The organism is Pseudomonas sp. IT-P294, assembly GCF_949767865.1.
Lineage (GTDB): Bacteria > Pseudomonadota > Gammaproteobacteria > Pseudomonadales > Pseudomonadaceae > Aquipseudomonas.
The window spans coordinates 37,877-54,720 of the sequence record NZ_CATKQW010000033.1 but is presented as its reverse complement, the minus strand read 5'-3'; the positions used below and the strand labels follow the sequence as shown (position 1 = coordinate 54,720).

General features: G+C 59.7%; 16 protein-coding genes. 7 read left to right on the top strand and 9 right to left on the bottom strand.

Features of this window, described 5'->3' with window-relative positions; translation table 11 throughout:
* Position 1 precedes the first annotated feature (1 nt).
* The 7 genes from flgK to ACM6I0_RS19195 form a co-directional block, all read right to left on the bottom strand.
* Positions 2 to 2,041: a flagellar hook-associated protein FlgK gene (flgK, locus tag ACM6I0_RS19225; protein ID WP_414923028.1), complete on the bottom strand. Its 2,040-nt coding sequence runs from the start codon at positions 2,039 to 2,041 to the stop codon at positions 2 to 4.
* Between the two features lie 23 nt (positions 2,042 to 2,064).
* Complete coding sequence (gene flgJ, locus ACM6I0_RS19220; protein WP_285434533.1) at positions 2,065 to 3,357, bottom strand: flagellar assembly peptidoglycan hydrolase FlgJ; 1,293 nt, start codon at positions 3,355 to 3,357, stop codon at positions 2,065 to 2,067.
* Positions 3,358 to 3,368: 11 nt separating this feature from the next.
* Positions 3,369 to 4,457 (bottom strand): flagellar basal body P-ring protein FlgI, encoded by a 1,089-nt coding sequence (locus ACM6I0_RS19215; protein ID WP_167360535.1) that lies wholly within the window; start codon positions 4,455 to 4,457, stop codon positions 3,369 to 3,371.
* A 27-nt stretch (positions 4,458 to 4,484) separates the two neighbouring features.
* On the bottom strand, positions 4,485 to 5,180 hold the full coding sequence (flgH, locus tag ACM6I0_RS19210) for a flagellar basal body L-ring protein FlgH (protein WP_222585212.1): 696 nt from the start codon (positions 5,178 to 5,180) through the stop codon (positions 4,485 to 4,487).
* Positions 5,181 to 5,231: 51 nt separating this feature from the next.
* Positions 5,232 to 6,017 (bottom strand): flagellar basal-body rod protein FlgG, encoded by a 786-nt coding sequence (gene flgG / locus ACM6I0_RS19205; RefSeq protein WP_222585211.1) that lies wholly within the window; start codon positions 6,015 to 6,017, stop codon positions 5,232 to 5,234.
* Positions 6,018 to 6,063: 46 nt separating this feature from the next.
* Positions 6,064 to 6,804 (bottom strand): flagellar basal body rod protein FlgF, encoded by a 741-nt coding sequence (locus ACM6I0_RS19200; RefSeq protein ID WP_222585210.1) that lies wholly within the window; start codon positions 6,802 to 6,804, stop codon positions 6,064 to 6,066.
* 321 nt (positions 6,805 to 7,125) lie between these two features.
* Complete coding sequence (locus ACM6I0_RS19195; protein ID WP_414923027.1) at positions 7,126 to 8,688, bottom strand: sigma-54-dependent transcriptional regulator; 1,563 nt, start codon at positions 8,686 to 8,688, stop codon at positions 7,126 to 7,128.
* A 405-nt stretch (positions 8,689 to 9,093) separates the two neighbouring features.
* Here ACM6I0_RS19195 and phhA point away from each other — a divergent pair, with 405 nt between their 5' ends.
* From phhA to ACM6I0_RS19160, 7 genes are all read left to right on the top strand, one after another.
* The gene (gene phhA, locus ACM6I0_RS19190; RefSeq protein ID WP_222585208.1) at positions 9,094 to 9,879 is read left to right on the top strand and encodes a phenylalanine 4-monooxygenase; all 786 of its coding nucleotides are present in this window, start codon (positions 9,094 to 9,096) and stop codon (positions 9,877 to 9,879) included.
* Positions 9,880 to 9,984: 105 nt separating this feature from the next.
* Positions 9,985 to 10,341, top strand: coding sequence for a 4a-hydroxytetrahydrobiopterin dehydratase (locus tag ACM6I0_RS19185; RefSeq protein WP_064679132.1), 357 nt, complete (start codon positions 9,985 to 9,987; stop codon positions 10,339 to 10,341).
* Positions 10,341 to 11,534, top strand: a complete 1,194-nt coding sequence (locus tag ACM6I0_RS19180) for an amino acid aminotransferase (RefSeq protein WP_414923026.1) — start codon at positions 10,341 to 10,343, stop codon at positions 11,532 to 11,534. Before ACM6I0_RS19185 ends, ACM6I0_RS19180 begins: the two co-directional genes overlap by 1 nt.
* Positions 11,535 to 12,088: 554 nt before the next feature.
* A complete protein-coding gene (locus ACM6I0_RS19175) occupies positions 12,089 to 12,472 on the top strand; it encodes a DUF6124 family protein (protein WP_414923025.1) in 384 nt (127 codons plus the stop codon).
* Between the two features lie 296 nt (positions 12,473 to 12,768).
* Positions 12,769 to 12,900: a hypothetical protein gene (locus ACM6I0_RS19170; RefSeq protein WP_010461912.1), complete on the top strand. Its 132-nt coding sequence runs from the start codon at positions 12,769 to 12,771 to the stop codon at positions 12,898 to 12,900.
* 76 nt (positions 12,901 to 12,976) lie between these two features.
* Positions 12,977 to 13,159 carry a hypothetical protein gene (locus ACM6I0_RS19165; RefSeq protein WP_285434584.1) on the top strand — a complete coding sequence of 61 codons (183 nt, stop codon included), beginning with the start codon at positions 12,977 to 12,979 and terminating at the stop codon, positions 13,157 to 13,159.
* A gap of 104 nt (positions 13,160 to 13,263) precedes the next feature.
* A complete protein-coding gene (locus ACM6I0_RS19160) occupies positions 13,264 to 14,463 on the top strand; it encodes an MFS transporter (RefSeq protein WP_414923024.1) in 1,200 nt (399 codons plus the stop codon).
* On the opposite strand, the gene arfB is transcribed toward ACM6I0_RS19160, so the two are convergent.
* Both arfB and ACM6I0_RS19150 read right to left on the bottom strand, forming a co-directional pair.
* Positions 14,460 to 14,873 carry an alternative ribosome rescue aminoacyl-tRNA hydrolase ArfB gene (gene arfB / locus ACM6I0_RS19155; RefSeq protein ID WP_090181465.1) on the bottom strand — a complete coding sequence of 138 codons (414 nt, stop codon included), beginning with the start codon at positions 14,871 to 14,873 and terminating at the stop codon, positions 14,460 to 14,462. The two genes, ACM6I0_RS19160 and arfB, sit on opposite strands and share 4 nt — an antisense overlap.
* Before the next feature lie 223 nt (positions 14,874 to 15,096).
* Positions 15,097 to 16,512 (bottom strand): amino acid permease, encoded by a 1,416-nt coding sequence (locus ACM6I0_RS19150; protein WP_414923023.1) that lies wholly within the window; start codon positions 16,510 to 16,512, stop codon positions 15,097 to 15,099.
* Positions 16,513 to 16,844 lie beyond the last annotated feature (332 nt).

The window sequence follows — 16,844 nt, the reverse complement described above, 5'->3', positions numbered from 1 at the left end:
CTTAAAGGCTGTTGATCAGCGTGCTGAAAATTTCCTGCGCAGCCTTGATGATCTGCGAAGACGCGGTGTAGTACTGCTGGTATTTGACGAGGTTGCCGGTTTCCTCATCCAGGTCGACCCCGGACAGGGAGTCACGGGCGCCCTTGGCCTGGGTCAGGATCGCCGAGGTGGCGGCGCTGTCAGACTTGCCTTGCGCGGCTTTGGTGCCGACGTTGGTCACCAGCGTGTTGTAGGCGTCGGTCAGGCTGATGCCCTTGCTCGCCGAACCGGTGTCCACGGTCTGTTTGGTTTGCAAACCGACCAGCGCTTGAGCGTTGCGGTTGTCCGAGGATGCCGCACCGGTCAGGGAGATCGAGAAGCTTTCGCCGTTGGTGGGCGAACCACCCACCGTGGTTTGCACGGTGAACGTTTTCTGCACCGGCGGAGCGCCACCCATGATCGGGTTGCCGCTGGCATCGATCATGGGCACTGTCAGGTTCAAGGTGTTGTTCTGACCCGGAACAATGGTGCCGCTACCCAACGGGTTGCCTTGTGCATCACTCAGGCTGTAAGTCTGGCTGCCACCGCTCGGGGAACCGAACGTCAACTTGACCGGCGTCGAGTACTTGAGCCCGGTCTGCATGTCGGCCTGGGCCGTCGGGCTGTAGATATCCAGCGTGCTGGTCAGCGTCGGCTGGGTGTAAGTGCCCGTGGCTTTGGAGCTGGCCACACCGCTCAGTGGCGCTGCCGCCGCGATCTTTTTCGGGTCGGTCAGGACTGTCTGGATGCTGGTTGCGGCGCCGCGAGTCGGGGTCACCTTGAAGGTATCGCCAGCGCTCAAGGCACCGCCGTTCAGTGACAGGCTGAAACCATCGATCACCGGAGGCGGCGTGGTCAAGGTGCTGAAGGCGCCCATGGCGGTGCCGTCAGAACGCTTGACGGTGTAGTCGGTAGGGGTGCTGAACGTCACCTGATAATCGCTGGTGGTCAGCTTGCCGGTGTCCTTGATGGTGACATCGAGGTTGCCCGAGCCGGCGCTATTGCCCGCCTGGCCGATACTGCGCTGACTGATCAGTGCGGCGCTGTTGATGTTGTTGAAAATCGCCGCGCCGAATTCACCGTTCTTGTCGATGCCCTGCGCCTGCTGACTGTTGATCTGGTCAGCCATCACCAGGGCCACACGCCCCAGCTCGTTGAGCGACGGGTCGAGCACTTCCTTGCGGTAAGTGAGCAGGCCGCCGATTTCGCCACCGCTGACCACCGACGTGATGTCGATGGTGCTGGAGCCGCGATCCATTTGCAGCGCCATGCGCGACGGATCGTCTTTGCTCGGCACGGTGCCCAGGGTGTTGGTGGTGTTGCCGATCACCAACGGCTGGCCGCTGCCGACGTAAATGTCGTAGCTGGTGCCACGCTCGACCACTTGGGCGCCGACCAGTTCGGACAGCTGACGTACCGCTTCGTTACGGTTGTCGAGCAAGTCGTTCGGCTGACCGCCGCTGGTGGAGACCTCACCGATTTTCTGGTTCAGCGACGCAATCGACGTGGCCAGCTTGTTCACCTTGGTCGCCATGTCGGACAGGCTGCCATTGAGGGTGGTGTTCTGGTCATTCAATTGCTTGGCGACGGTGTTGAAGCGATTGCTCAACGCCTGGGCACCGGTCAGCACCGACTGGCGCGACGTATCGTCGGTCGCCGATGACGAAACACCCTGCAGGGAGGTGAAGAACTTCTGCAGAACGCCGGTCAATCCGGTGTTGGTATCGGACAGCGTGGCGTCCAGTGGAGTGGCCTGAGCCTGGTACGCCGAGGCTTCGCTGTTGAGCGAGGTGGCGGTGCGCAACTGAGCATCGAGGTAGGAGTTGTAGACCCGGCGAACGTCCGCCAGGGTCGTCCCGGTGCCGATGAACACATTACCGAACTGCTGCGAAGCCTTGGTGCTCTGCACGGTTTGCTGACGCGAATAACCGGCGGTGTCGACGTTGGCAATGTTGTTGCCTGTCACAGACAAAGAGGATTGGCTAGCCGCCAGACCCGACATCCCGATATTGAGCAAACTCATGGTTCAGACCTTATGCCTTGTGCCTATAAAGGCGTGGTGGTAGCGCCCGCCGCAGCGTAGTTTTGGTAACTCGTCATCTGCTTGGCTATCTGCGAAATCTTGCTGGCGTAGGCCGGGTCGGTTGCATACCCGGCTTTCTGCAACTCGCGTACAAACTGTTCTGGGTTATCGGCAGACTTCACCACATCTTGATAGCGATTATTGGTCTGCAGCAAAGTCACCAGGTCATGGAAGCTGTCTTTGTACGAATCATAGGAACGGAACTCGGCCGTCTCCTTGACCATCTCGCCATTACGGAATTCGCTGGTGATCGCTCGCGCCGAATCACCCTTCCAGCTGCTGCCTGCCTTGATGCCGAACAGGTTGTGGCTGCTGCTGCCATCCTGGGCGCGCATGACCGATTTGCCCCAGCCGGTTTCCAGTGCGGCCTGAGCCACCAGGTAACGTGGATCGACGCCAATGCGGTCGGCGGCTTCCTTGGCCAGTGGCAACATCGTGTTGACGAATTCGTCGGCGGAGCTGAAGGCTTTTTTCGCGGGTGCCAAAGGAATCTGCGCCATGGCCCGACCATAAATCTGCATTTGCCCCTTTGACGATGTGTCCGTCTGCGAGGCCAGCCAATCGCCATTGAACAGCGGGCCGGCACCGGTCTTGCCGCTCTGCGGCAACTGGATCCTGGTCTGTGCGGTCGCGGCAGTGGCCGCGGTGTTGGAGACCGACGGCACCAGCCCGGCGAGCAAACGGTCCGCCAGTTTCGGCGGCAGCGCCAGGCGGCGCTGATTGAGCATCGCCACATCATTCGTGTGATCGGCGGTGTGCGCCGGCACCCTGCCCGAGCGCGACGTCCACAATGGACGCTGGCCATTGAGGCGCGACAACGGACCATTGGTGCCCGTCGTGCCTGCGTCTATCGGGGTTTGTACGGCTGCTTTCGCCGCCGCCTGTTTCGCCGCAGAGGCAGCCTCAGCCTCACCTGGCGCCAGCGGTTTGTTCTTCGACATCTGGCGCATCAGCACATCCGCCAGACCAATACCACCGCCTTCGCGGGACATGGAAATCGCCAATTGCTGGTCGTACATTTCCTGGTATTGCTTGGCGGCCGGCGTGTTGAGCGGGTTGTCCTTGCCCAGCGCTTCGGTGGCCGAACGCATGGACTTGAGCATTTCACCGAGAAACAGCGATTCGAACTCCTGCGCGACCTTGCGCATGTTGCCGTCGCTGTTCTTGTCGCCGACCTTGAGCTGGTTCAGGCGATTGAGGTCCGAATAGGACCCCGAATCGCTGGTACTGAGTGTGCCGGCCTTGCGCATGTCCATGGTCGCCGTCCTCAGATCACGATCAGGTCGGCTTGCAGCGCGCCGGCCTGTTTCAGTGCTTCGAGGATGGCCATCAAGTCACCCGGCGCCGCGCCGACCTGGTTCACCGCACGCACGATTTCGTCGAGGGTGGTGCCCGGGCCGAACTTGAACATCGGCTTGGCTTCCTGCTGGGCGTTGACCCGCGAGCGCGGCACGACGGCTGTCTGCCCGTTGGACAAAGGGCCGGGCTGGCTGACGATCGGGTCTTCGGTAATGGTCACGGTCAGGCTGCCGTGAGTGACGGCGGCCGGGGACACTTTCACGTTCTGGCCAATGACGATGGTGCCGGTACGGGAGTTGATGATGACTTTCGCCACCGCCTGGCCCGGATCGACTTCGAGGTTTTCAAGGATCGACAGATAGTCGACCCGCTGACTCGGGTCCAAAGGTGCCGTGACGCGAATCGAGCCGCCGTCGATGGCCTGGGCAACGCCAGGGCCGAGCATATCGTTGATCTTGTCGACCACGCGCTTGGCGGTGGTGAAGTCCGAACGGTTGAGGTTCAGGGTCAGGCTGTTGCCCTGGTTGAAACCGCTCGGCACTGAACGCTCGACCGACGCACCACCCGGGATACGACCCGCCGACGGAACGTTGACGGTGATCTTCGAACCGTCACGACCTTCAGCATCGAAACCGCCGACCACCAGGTTGCCCTGGGCGATGGCGTAGACGTTGCCATCGATACCCTTGAGCGGCGTCAGCAGCAAGGTGCCGCCGCGCAGGCTTTTGGAGTTACCGATGGAAGAAACGGTGATGTCGACCTGCTGACCCGGCTTGGCAAACGCCGGCAATTCGGCACTGATCGACACCGCGGCGACGTTCTTGAGCTGCACGTTGCCCGAACCTGGCGGCACCTTGATGCCGAACTGCGAGAGCATGTTGTTGAAGGTCTGCAGGGTGAACGGGGTCTGGGTCGTCTGGTCGCCGGTGCCGTTAAGCCCGACCACCAGGCCGTAACCGATCAATTGGTTGGTCCGCACGCCGGAAATGCTGGCGATATCCTTCAGGCGCTCAGCTTGAGCGTTGAAGGCTGCGGACAGCAACAGGGCGGCCACCATGAGACTTTTGAAGTTCAACGTAGCCACCTAGAAAGGGAACAGCGGGCTGAGGAAGAAACGGTCGAACCAGCCTGGCTGACTCGCATCGGCAAACGAACCGGTGCCCGAGTAGGTGATGCGTGCATCGGCAATGCGCGTCGACGAAACCGTGTTATCAGTGGCGATGTCATCGGCACGAACCAGGCCGGCAATCCGTACCAGCTCATCACCGGTATTGAGGGTCATCCACTTCTCGCCGCGCACCGCAATGATCCCGTTGGGCAACACGTCGGCGACGGTCACGGTGATCGAACCGGTGAGGCTGTTGCCCTGCCCGGCCTTGCTATCGCCCTTGGTTGCGCGGTCGCCGCTGTAGCTGGCATCCAGAGTCAGATCGCCGCTGCCGACCGGGTTATTCACGTTGGGCGTACTGCCAAACAGTGAGGACAGGCCAATGCTGGTCTTGCTGGTCTTGCCGACCTGGGAGTTGGCGTTCTTGCTGGCCTGGGTCTTCTCGTTCAGGGTGATGGTGATGATGTCACCGACCCGGAATGCCTTGCGGTCGCTGTACAGGTTCTGTTCGAAACCGGCCTGATAGATCGAGCCGTTGTTGGCGGCAGCCGGCAACGGCGTGCGCGGCAACACCGGGGCGTAATAAGGGTCATTGGGCTTGGGCGTCGGCGCGACGCAGCCTGCAAGCGAGACCACCCCACTCAGTGCCAGAACAGATACAAAGCGATTCATGACCCTACCTCACGGTGCTGCAGGCGGCTTCATGCCGCCTCATAGACTTGATTACAGATTCTGCGTTACGAACGAGAGCATCTGGTCGGCGGTGGAGATCACCTTGGAGTTCATCTCGTAAGCGCGCTGAGTGGTGATCATGTTGACCATCTCTTCAACGGTGCTGACGTTGGACCCTTCCAGGGTGTTCTGCAGCGTGGTACCGAAACCGTTCAGGCCCGGGGTGCCGACTTGTGGCGCGCCGCTGGCCGCGGTTTCCTGGAACAGGTTGTTACCGACCGCTTGCAGACCGGCCGGGTTAATGAAGTCGGCGGTTTGCAGGTTGCCGATCACCTGAGAGGCCGCGCTGCCGGGAACGGTGATGGACACCGTGCCGTCCGTACCGACCGTAAAGCTCTGGGCGTTGTTCGGAACGACGATCGCCGGTTCCAGGGCGAAACCGCTGGCATTCACGACCTGACCGTTGGAATCGAGGTGGAACGTGCCGTCACGGGTGTAGGACGTGGTGCCATCCGGCTGCAGGATCTGGAAGAAGCCGCGACCATTGACCGCCAGGTCGAGTGGCTGCTCAGTGGTCTGCAGGCTGCCGGCGGTGAAGTTTTTCTGGGTGCCGACAATGCGCACACCGGTACCCACTTGCAGACCGGTCGGCAGTGCGCTGTCCTGGGTCGACTGGGCGCCAGGCTGGCGTTTGATCTGGTACAGCAAATCCTGGAACTCGGCGCGGTCACGTTTGAAACCCGTGGTCGATACGTTCGCCAGGTTGTTGGAAATGGTGGTCAGGTTGGTGTCCTGGGCGGACAGACCTGTTTTGGCAACCCATAGAGCCGGAAGCATTTCGATTCTCCTCGTGCGCCTGTTTTACGGCGCGACGTTCTGGTAATTAGCTGATCTGCAAGACCCGAGCCATGGCCTGGTCATCGTCTTTGGCGGTGTTCATCATCTTGATGTGCAGCTCGAATTGCTTCGACAAGGCCAGCACCGAGGTCATTTCTTCCACGGCATTGACGTTGCTCGACTGAAGGAACCCGGACACCAGCTTGACGCTCGCATCGGCTTGCGCCGGCTTGCCGTCCTTGGTGTGGATTGAACCATCCAGGCCTTTGGTCATGTTCTTCGGGTCAGGGTTGACCAGTTTGATACGGTCGACTTGAGCGATCACCCGTGGGCCTTCACCCATCGAACGAATACTGATGGTGCCGTCCTCGCCCACTTCGATTTTCTGCTCGGGCGGCACGGCGATCGGCCCGCCATTGCCCATCACCGGCATACCGTTGCCGGCCCGCAGCACGCCCAAGGCGTCAACGTCCAGGCTACCGGTGCGCACGTAACTTTCGCTGCCGTCAGGGCTTTGCACGGCAATCCAGCCATCGCCGGTCACTGCAACATCCAGATCACGGCCGGTTTCTACCATCGAACCTGACGAGAAGTCGGTGGCCGGACGCTCGGTCATGGCAAAGGCACGCGCCGGAAAGCTGTCACCAAACACCGGCATCGAACGAGCCTGTTCCAGGTCTTTCTGAAAACCGTTGGTGGAGATGTTTGCCAGGTTGTTGGCATGAGCCTTCTGCGCCAGTGCATTCTGGCTGGCGCCGGTCATTGCCACATAAAGGTACTTGTCCACACTCTTTCCTCTGCATGCCGGACGTTTGCCGCCCACCGCTGTACTGTTGAGCGACAAGCAATTTGCAGACCAACTTTTTTCTGGCGGTGCCGGACCCGGCAAACAAAGGACTTTAGGGGTTTCAGAGGGGAATGGAGGATTGTGTCAAAGTCGAAAAACCGGCGGTGTTATGCCGCTTCGCGGCAATCTTAAATGCCGTTGTCCATATGATCGTTCCCACGCTCTGCGTGGGAATGCAGCCCGGGACGCTCCGCGTCCCATCAAGAGCCGAACGCGGAGCGTCCGTTGAGGCATTCCCACGCAGAGCGTGGGAACGATCAGTCAGGAGCCGGGCTCTTTGCCGACTTCGTACTCACGCAATTTATTGGCAATGGTGGTGTGCGAAACCCCCAACCGCTTGCCCAGTTGCCGGCTGCTCGGATGCTCGGAATACAGGCGCTCCAGCACGGCTTTCTCAAAGCGCCCGACAATCTCGTCCAACCCGCCCTCAAGCGAAAAATCGCCGAGCGGCTGACGCACACCGTAGTCCGGCAGCCGAATATGTTCGGCCTTGACCGTCCCGCCCTCACACAACGAAACCGCCTGGAACAACACGTTTTCCAATTGCCGGACATTGCCCGGCCAGTGGTAATGACTAAGCCGCTCCATCGCCGCTGGCGCGAGCTTCGGCAGCGGACAACCAATCTGCCGGCTGGCCTGATCGAGGAAGTGTTCCACCAGCGGTGTCAGTCCATCGAGGCATTCACGCAGCGGAGGGATGTGCAACGAGAGCACGTTCAAACGGTGATACAAATCCTGGCGAAACTCACCGCGCGCGCACAACTCGGACAGGTCCACCTGCGTTGCGCAGATCACCCGCACATCCAGATAAACCTCTTCGTCGCTGCCCACACGACGGAAGCAACCGTCCTGCAGGAAACGCAGCAATTTCACCTGCAAGCGCGGGCTCATTTCCCCGACACCATCCAGAAACAGCGTGCCGCCCGCCGTCAGTTCCAGCAACCCAAGCTTGCCTTCGGCCCGTGCGCCTTCGAAAGCGCCGGGGCCGTAACCGAACAATTCAGTCTCGGCCATCGATTCCGGCAGACCAGCGCAATTGAGCGCCATCAAGGGTGACTGCCCTCGCGGACTGGCAAGGTGACAGGCCCGCGCCAACAACTCTTTGCCCGTGCCGGTTTCGCCTTCGATCAAGAGCGGCGCATCCAGTGGCGCCATGCGTCGTGCCTCGCGCACCACCGCCGCCATCACCCTGGAGCTTTGGAAGATGCTGTCGAACCCGCGCAACTCCTGCTTGCGCACGTTATAAATGCGCTCGCCGACGCGGTCGGCGCGGTGCAACGTCAGCACCGCACCCGCCATCGCCTCGCTGTCGTCATGCTCCGATTGCAGTGGCGCGATATCGGCCAGAAACACATCGCCCTTGACCTTCACCCGTAAGCCATTGATCCGCGATTTGTTGGCGCGCACCAGTTCCGGCAAGTCGAAATCCTCGGCGTAACGCGACAGCGGAATTCCCGGCACCTCATCCACCCGTACCCCGAGTAGCTGCGCCGCCGCACGGTTGGCCGCGACAATCGAGCCGCCCATGTCGATCGACAACACCGGAAACTCCAAGGCACCAAGCAAGGCATTGAGCTCCATATGCCGACGCTCGCTGGGCATCAGTCCTACGCGCTTGACGCCGAATACGCCGGCAATCGATTCAAATTTCGGACGCAGGGCCTGGAACTGAATGTTGATCAGGTTCGGGCAGTGCAGGTAGATCGCGTTGCCATGCTCACCGCCGACCTCGCCGCGAGCGACGTTGATTCCGTACTCGACCAGCAAGTTGAGAATGTCGCGCAGAATGCCGATGCGGTTCTGGCAGTGGACTTTGATACGCATATAAAAGGCCCGAAAAAGCGGTGAATGAGGTTTTGTGCTGGACGCATAACCTGTGGGAGCGAGCTTGCTCGCGATGAGGGTGAGTCAGGCGACAATAATTTGCATGACCCACCGCTATCGCGAGCAAGCTCGCTCCCACAGGGGGGTTGGCAGCGCTCTCGGCCCTAATTATTTGCCGAGCCACTCAGATAGCTGTCAAGATTATGTGACACCTGTGAGCCAATTCAACCCCGCAAATCGCAATACCTGCGCCATAGCGGACAAACCGTAACGAATTATTTACGGAAATTGACGAATTTTCCTACTCTCGACGTCCGGCACCTGCTGCAACGCGTTACACCTTGGGGTATTTCTAGGTCCATAGCAGGACATAACAAGAACGAAATCCCCTAGCAGGAGAGCAGCATGAAGCAGACGCAATACGTGGCTCGCGAGCCCGATGCGCAAGGTTTTATCGACTACCCCGCCGAAGAACATGCGGTGTGGAACACGCTGATCACTCGTCAACTGAAAGTGATCGAGGGTCGTGCGTGCCAGGAATACCTGGACGGTATCGAAAAACTCGGTCTGCCCCACGACCGCATTCCGCAACTTGGCGAGATCAACAAAGTCCTCGGCGAAACCACCGGGTGGCAAGTTGCCCGTGTGCCGGCGCTGATCCCCTTCCAGACCTTCTTCGAATTACTGGCCAACAAGCAGTTTCCGGTGGCGACGTTTATCCGCACCCGTGAAGAGCTGGACTACCTGCAAGAGCCGGACATTTTCCACGAGATCTTTGGCCACTGTCCGCTGCTGACCAACCCCTGGTTCGCCGAATTTACCCACACCTACGGCAAACTCGGCCTACAGGCTTCCAAGGAAGAACGCGTGTATCTGGCGCGCCTGTATTGGATGACCATCGAGTTCGGCCTGGTTGATACCGAGCAAGGCTTGCGCATCTACGGCGGCGGCATTCTTTCTTCGCCGAAAGAAACCGTTTACTGCCTGTCGGACGAGCCTGAACATCAAGCCTTCGATCCGCTGGAATGCATGCGTACGCCGTATCGCATCGACATTCTGCAACCGCTGTACTTTGTCTTGCCGAACCTCAAGCGCCTGTTCGATCTGGCCCATGAAGACATCATGGGCATGGTCAAGCAAGGCATGCAGTTGGGCTTGCACACCCCCAAATTTCCACCCAAAGCTGCTTGATCCGCAGCTTTTAGAATCAAGTGAGTCTGTCAGGACCCGACGCTTTGGTTTAGCGTGGGGGTACTGACGGCCGAATTCCAATAATCAGATTTCAGGAATCTCATCATGTCCACTTTGAACCAAGCCCACTGCGAAGCCTGCCGCGCCGATGCCCCTCAGGTCAGCGACGAAGAATTGCCGGTGCTGATCAAGCAGATCCCCGACTGGAACATCGAAGTTCGCGACGGCGTCATGCAGCTGGAAAAAATCTTCCTGTTCAAGAACTTCAAACATGCGCTGGCGTTCACCAACGCGGTCGGCGAAATCTCCGAGGCCGAAGGTCACCACCCTGGCCTGCTGACCGAGTGGGGCAAAGTCACCGTGACCTGGTGGAGCCACTCCATCAAAGGTCTGCACCGCAACGATTTCATCATGGCCGCGCGCACTGACGAAGTGGCCAAAGACGCCGAGGGCCGCAAATAATGCATTTTGACGCCATAGGTCGAGTGCCCGGCGACCCGATTCTCGGCCTGATGGAGGCCTATGCGCAGGACCCTAATCCGCGCAAATTCGACCTTGGCGTGGGTGTCTATAAAGACGCCCAGGGCCTGACCCCGATTCCCCAGTCCGTGAAGCTCGCCGAGCAGCGCCTGGTGGATCGCCAGACCACCAAGACCTACATCGGCGGCCACGGTGAGCCCGCCTTCGGCAAAGCGATCATTGAACTGGTGCTCGGCACCGATTCGCCGCTGATCGCCGAACAACGCGTTGGCGCCACCCAGACACCGGGGGGCACCGGCGCGCTGCGTCTGAGTGCGGACTTCATTGCCCAATGCCTGCCCGGCCGTGGCGTGTGGCTGAGCAACCCGACCTGGCCGATCCACGAAACCATTTTCGCGGCAGCCGGGGTCAAGGTCAGTCATTACCCGTACGTCGGCAGCGATAACCGCCTCGATGTCGACGCCATGCTGGCCGTTCTCAACGAAGCGCCGAAGGGCGATGTGGTGCTGCTGCACGCCTGCTGCCACAACCCGACCGGTTTCGACCTGTCCCATGACGACTGGCGCCGTGTGCTGGACGTGGTGCGCAGCCGCGACCTGGTGCCGCTGATCGACTTCGCTTACCAAGGCTTCGGCGATGGCCTGGAACAGGATGCCTGGTCGACCCGTCTGTTCGCCGACGCGTTGCCGGAAGTGCTGATCACCAGTTCCTGCTCGAAGAACTTCGGCTTGTACCGCGACCGCACCGGTGCGCTGATTGTCTGTGCGAAAACTGCTGAGAAATTGGTGGATATCCGCAGCCAGTTGGCCAACATCGCCCGCAACCTGTGGTCGACGCCACCGGATCACGGCGCCGCTGTGGTCGCGACCATCCTTGGCGATCCGGAGCTGAAAAGCCTCTGGGCCGACGAAGTGGAAACCATGCGCTTGCGCATCGCCCAATTGCGCAGCGGTCTGCTGGAAGCGCTTGAACCGCACGGCTTGCGTGAGCGCTTTGCGCACATGGGCGTGCAGCGCGGGATGTTTTCCTACACTGGCTTGTCGCCGGCGCAGGTCAAACAGCTGCGTGATCACCACAGCGTTTATATGGTTGGCACCGGCCGGGCCAACGTCGCCGGAATCGATGCAACCCGCCTGGATCTGCTGGCCGAGGCAATCGCCGAAGTCTGCAAGTAACCCAAGCCATTGCACTTACCCTGTGGGAGCGAGCCTGCTCGCGATAGCGGTGAGTCAGTCGACAGATGTATCGACTGACTCACCGCTATCGCGAGCAGGCTCACTCCCACATTTGTTTTGTGTTGGCGCTTCCAACAAGCCAATCGCTGAAATCGCTCCCGACTACGTAAGACCTTTCTCAAAAAAATCCAAATCCAATAAACACGATCAGCCACGGCTGTTTATCGACACGTCGTGATACGTCCCAAGGGCTACAAAACCTTGCGCCGTTGCCTACGGCTACGCCAGAATCCGCTGGCTTGTGCGCCTGGTGCTTGCTGGGTAATTTGATTGCGTCACTGATTCCAGTGATCGAGCTTAGCGGCTCGGCTAGTCGTCTACGGTTGCACATGTCGAATCCAGTCAGGCACTCGCCTGCACTTGATGGTGGCTGTGCGCATGGCACCTTCGGGTGCACCGGGTTTTAGGTGACTACCGGTCCGCTAACTTGCGCACAGCTGCCACCCCTTGCTTAGCGGCGAGAGGGTCGCAGCCTCATCAGAGGTTAGTCACCCATGTTCAAGGTAACGCCAAACCCGCCAGTCATCGAACCGGCCTCCATCACCGATCCAGCATCTCCCTACGAATGCCCTGATTCGAAAAAATTCAACGAAGCCGCCGAGCGCGCCCTCGACTATTATCTGGGTCCACCAACCGCCCGAATCATGGCGGCCCCCTATTGCCCCAATCGCCTCTACATGACCAATCCGAAGTCCAGCAACGAATCCCTGCTGGTCGACGCCAGCGAGACCCTCGGCTCAGCCAACGTCATGCTCAACGACTTCGCCGCCCTGCTCGAAGGCACCCATCGCAAAACGCTGTTAGGGATCGCCCAGATCGTCATGTTGGGAGAGTTGGCGGTTAATCAGGTGCTGGATAACCTGGTACCGACTGAGTAATACCGGCTGGATCACGCCATTTTCCTAGTCTGCAAATAACGAAATGGGAGAGAGAGCCCGCTCGCGAATGCGCAGTGTCAGTCGACATCATCATTGACTGACACACCGCTATCGCGAGCAAGCTCGCTCCCACATTGTTTTTGCGTCACTGCTGTAGACCTGTCTAGACAACTCCATCCGTCGAAACAAATGGATATATAAGTCTATTTGTCATTTCTCCTGCTGTATCCTGCCCAAGCTTTGTAAAAGCGCGGATCTACCAGATCTATCAACAGACTTTGCGAGGAGCGCGAAACATGCACGAGATCCCTAATCTCCCCTTCCCAAGCCTGCACGAAACTGAGCAGACAACCACGCAACAAGCCGGTGCCCAACAGCCCGAGCCGAAAGAAGCCACTGAACGCCGCCAGGCTGACAGCGAAGACTGAAACACCCGCAATGCCAGACCGTGTGGAAAGCGCTAACATGCGCTTTCCACACCGCCTGAACCGCGAGTTCGACACCATGAGCGATGATTTCACTGAAACCCAAGCCAGCGTCCTGATCGGCACCGCCGAGAAAATGATCGAGATCTGGAATCGCCTTTCCCCCGAGAAACAAGCCGCGCTGCTCGCCCGTTTCGGCAGCGAAGAAAACGCCTTGGCCGCCCTGGTCACGACACAACTGGTCGCCCCCGCCAAACCCTGACTTATGCCACCCGGCAAATAGTTTTACTTTTTCCACGCCCCTCGGCCGCCCGCGCCGGTATCATAAGCAGCCTATCTATCCTGCTTTCCCGTGGACCTTTACCCATGTCTGAAAACCAGCGCCCCCTGGCGGTCACGCTGCAAGTCGTTTCCATCGTCCTGTTCACCTTCATCGGCTACCTCAATATCGGCATTCCCCTGGCCGTATTGCCCGGCTACGTCCACAGCGACCTGGGCTTTGGCGCCGTGATCGCAGGGCTGGTGATCAGCGTGCAATACCTGGCCACCCTGCTGAGCCGGCCTTACGCCGGGAAAATCATCGACAACAAAGGCAGCAAGCTGGCGGTAATGTACGGCCTCGCCGGCTGCGGCTTGAGCGGTGTGTTCATGCTGATCTCGGCTTGGACTCAGAGTTTGCCGATGCTGAGCCTGATCAGCCTGTTGATCGGCCGACTGGTGCTCGGCAGCGCTGAAAGCCTGGTGGGTTCCGGTTCGATTGGCTGGGGGATTGGCCGGGTCGGTGCGGCGAACACCGCCAAGGTGATTTCCTGGAACGGTATCGCCAGCTACGGCGCACTCGCGGTCGGCGCGCCGCTGGGGGTGTTGTTGGTCAGTCAGTTGGGCTTGTGGAGCATGGGGGTGAGCATTGTGCTGCTGGCCATTCTCGGTCTGGTGCTGGCCTGGCCGAAAACCGCCGCGCCGATTGTGGTCGGCGAACGGCTGCCGTTCATGCACGTGCTCGGCCGCGTACTGCCACACGGTTGCGGCCTGGCACTGGGGTCGATTGGTTTCGGCACCATCGCCACTTTCATCACCTTGTATTACGCCACGCAACACTGGAACAACGCCGTGCTGTGCTTGAGCCTGTTCGGCGCCAGTTTCATTGGCGCGCGGCTGCTGTTCGGCAACCTGATCAACCGCCTCGGCGGCTTTCGCGTGGCAATTGCCTGTCTGTCGGTGGAAACCCTGGGCTTGCTGCTGTTGTGGCTCGCACCGGATGCGCATTGGGCGCTGGCCGGCGCGGCATTGAGCGGTTTCGGCTTCTCGCTGGTGTTTCCGGCGCTGGGAGTTGAAGCGGTCAACCTGGTGCCCGCCTCCAGCCGTGGCGCAGCGGTCGGTGCCTATTCGTTGTTCATCGATTTGTCGCTGGGGATCACCGGACCGCTGGCCGGTGCGATTGCCGCAGGCTTTGGTTTTGCCTCGATCTTCCTGTTCGCCGCGTTCGCTGCGTTGAGCGGATTGGCGCTCAGCGTGTACTTGTACCGGCAGGCGCCAAAGTATCGGGAAGAACGCGACGCCCGCTAGAAATCCACCTTGCCGCGCCCGGCCTTGATGCTGCCGCGCTTGGTCTTGGATTCGAGCCGACGCTTCTTCGAACCGAGGGTCGGCTTGGTCGGACGACGTTTCTTTTCGACCTTGGTCGCGCTGAGAATCAACTCGACCAGCCGCTCCAGCGCATCCGCGCGATTGGCCTCCTGCGTGCGGTATTGCTGGGCCTTGATGATCAACACCCCGTCACTGGTGATGCGACTGTCACGCAGCGCCAGCAACCGCTCCTTGTAGAACTCGGGCAAGGAAGATGCCGCAATGTCGAAGCGCAAGTGCATGGCGCTGGAGACCTTATTGACGTTCTGCCCACCGGCGCCCTGGGCGCGAATGGCCGTCAACTCGATCTCGGCATCCGGCAGATGCACATTGTTGGAAATCACCAGCATGGAAAAGCGTCCGTATTCAGAAAGCGCAGGATACCGCGAATGGACTGAACGAATGCGATCCCTGTGGGAGTGAGCCTGCTCGCGATAGCGGTGTGTCATGCAACAAAGATGTTGACTGACACACCGCTATCGCGAGCAGGCTCACTCCTAAAGGGGGCGTGTGTGAAGCCCGAAAACAACAAACCCGGCACATGGCCGGGTTTGTTGTTTCTATGTGCCGCGCTTACTTCGCGTTTGCCGCGTGCAGCGCATGTTGCGCACTGCGCTTGTTCTTGATGCCGTAGCAAACCCACATGAACGCCACCCACACCGGGATCGCGTACACCGAGATCTGAATCCCAGGGATCAGCAGCATCACGCCGAGAATGAACACCACGAACGCCAGGCAGATGTAGTTCCCGTACGGGTACCACAGGGCCTTGAACAGCGGCGTCTGCTTCGTCTTGTTCATGTGCTGGCGGAACTTGAAGTGCGAGAAGCTGATCATCGCCCAGTTGATCACCAGGGTCGCAACCACCAGCGACATCAACAGTTCAAGCGCGTTTTGCGGAATCAGGTAGTTGAGCAACACCGCAATCAGCGTTACCGCCGCCGACGCGAGGATCGAACGCACCGGCACACCGCGCTTGTCGATTTTCGACAAGACTTTGGGCGCATCGCCCTGCTCGGCCATGCCCAGCAGCATGCGGCTGTTGCAGTAGGTGCCGCTGTTGTAGACCGATAACGCCGCGGTCAGCACCACGAAGTTGAGGATGTGCGCGGCGGTGTTGCTGCCGAGCATCGAGAACACCTGAACGAACGGGCTGCCGCTGTAGGAATCGCCAGACGCGTTCAAGGTAGCCAGCAGGCTGTCCCAAGGGGTCAGCGACAGCAGAATGACCAGCGCACCGATGTAGAAAATCAGGATCCGGTAGATCACCTGGTTGATGGCTTTGGGGATCACGGTTTTCGGTTTGTCGGCTTCGGCGGCGGTGAAACCGAGCATTTCCAAGCCACCGAAGGAGAACATGATGATCGCCATCGCCATCACCAGACCGCTGACGCCGTTCGGGAAGAAGCCGCCGTGGGACCACAGGTTACTCACCGAGGCTTGCGGGCCGCCATGGCCGCTGACCAGCAAGTAGCTGCCCAACGCAATCATGCCGACAATCGCCACGACCTTGATGATCGCAAACCAGAACTCGGCCTCGCCAAAGACTTTGACGTTGGCCAGGTTGATCAGGTTGATCAAGACGAAGAAGCCGGCTGCGGAGACCCAGGTCGGGATGTCCGGCGCCCAGTAGTGGATGTATTTGCCGACCGCAGTCAGCTCCGACATGCCCACCAGAATGTACAGGATCCAGCAGTTCCAGCCCGACAGGAAGCCGGCGAAACCACCCCAGTATTTGTGCGCAAAGTGGCTGAAGGAACCGGCCACGGGCTCTTCGACGATCATTTCGCCGAGCTGGCGCATGATCATGAACGCGATGAAGCCGCAGATGGCATAGCCGAGGATCATCGACGGGCCGGCGGATTTGAGTACGCCAGCCGAGCCGAGGAACAACCCCGTACCGATCGCGCCACCAAGGGCGATCAGTTGAATATGGCGATTTTTCAGGCCGCGTTTCAGCTCGCCTGAATGCGAGTTTTGTCCACTCATGAAAAGGGTCTCACGCAAGGTTTGATGATGTTCAGTCGACGTTGCTGCTCAGTTGCACTTTCAAGCAGCGCCGATCAAACCCCAGCGCAAGCACCAGGAGTTCAGCGTATTTACTAAGGTCATGCGTCACCTGTTTGTTTTTATCTGTGACGAAATCGAACCCGACACGCTCGTGACGCGACGGAGTGAACAAGGCGGATAGCCTCGAAATTTGCGCATTTGCGCAGGAGGTCACAGGTAAAACGCGGCGCATTGTACACCTGTAACCCCCTGCTGCCAGACACCACTGGATCAGCGTGTCATTTGCCGGGATTGCCTGTGTCCGCCCCGAG

Bases quoted from the DNA above. Each gene is read 5' to 3' on its own strand.
- flgK (WP_414923028.1), bottom strand. From the start codon at position 2,041: ATGAGTTTGCTCAATATCGGGATGTCGGGTCTGGCGGCTAGCCAATCC.
- flgJ (WP_285434533.1), bottom strand. From the start codon at position 3,357: ATGGACATGCGCAAGGCCGGCACACTCAGTACCAGCGATTCGGGGTCC.
- ACM6I0_RS19215 (WP_167360535.1), bottom strand. From the start codon at position 4,457: ATGGTGGCCGCCCTGTTGCTGTCCGCAGCCTTCAACGCTCAAGCTGAG.
- flgH (WP_222585212.1), bottom strand. From the start codon at position 5,180: ATGAATCGCTTTGTATCTGTTCTGGCACTGAGTGGGGTGGTCTCGCTT.
- flgG (WP_222585211.1), bottom strand. From the start codon at position 6,017: ATGCTTCCGGCTCTATGGGTTGCCAAAACAGGTCTGTCCGCCCAGGAC.
- ACM6I0_RS19195 (WP_414923027.1), bottom strand. From the start codon at position 8,688: ATGCGTATCAAAGTCCACTGCCAGAACCGCATCGGCATTCTGCGCGAC.
- phhA (WP_222585208.1), top strand. From the start codon at position 9,094: ATGAAGCAGACGCAATACGTGGCTCGCGAGCCCGATGCGCAAGGTTTT.
- ACM6I0_RS19185 (WP_064679132.1), top strand. From the start codon at position 9,985: ATGTCCACTTTGAACCAAGCCCACTGCGAAGCCTGCCGCGCCGATGCC.
- ACM6I0_RS19180 (WP_414923026.1), top strand. From the start codon at position 10,341: ATGCATTTTGACGCCATAGGTCGAGTGCCCGGCGACCCGATTCTCGGC.
- ACM6I0_RS19175 (WP_414923025.1), top strand. From the start codon at position 12,089: ATGTTCAAGGTAACGCCAAACCCGCCAGTCATCGAACCGGCCTCCATC.
- ACM6I0_RS19170 (WP_010461912.1), top strand. From the start codon at position 12,769: ATGCACGAGATCCCTAATCTCCCCTTCCCAAGCCTGCACGAAACTGAG.
- ACM6I0_RS19165 (WP_285434584.1), top strand. From the start codon at position 12,977: ATGAGCGATGATTTCACTGAAACCCAAGCCAGCGTCCTGATCGGCACC.
- ACM6I0_RS19160 (WP_414923024.1), top strand. From the start codon at position 13,264: ATGTCTGAAAACCAGCGCCCCCTGGCGGTCACGCTGCAAGTCGTTTCC.
- arfB (WP_090181465.1), bottom strand. From the start codon at position 14,873: ATGCTGGTGATTTCCAACAATGTGCATCTGCCGGATGCCGAGATCGAG.
- ACM6I0_RS19150 (WP_414923023.1), bottom strand. From the start codon at position 16,512: ATGAGTGGACAAAACTCGCATTCAGGCGAGCTGAAACGCGGCCTGAAA.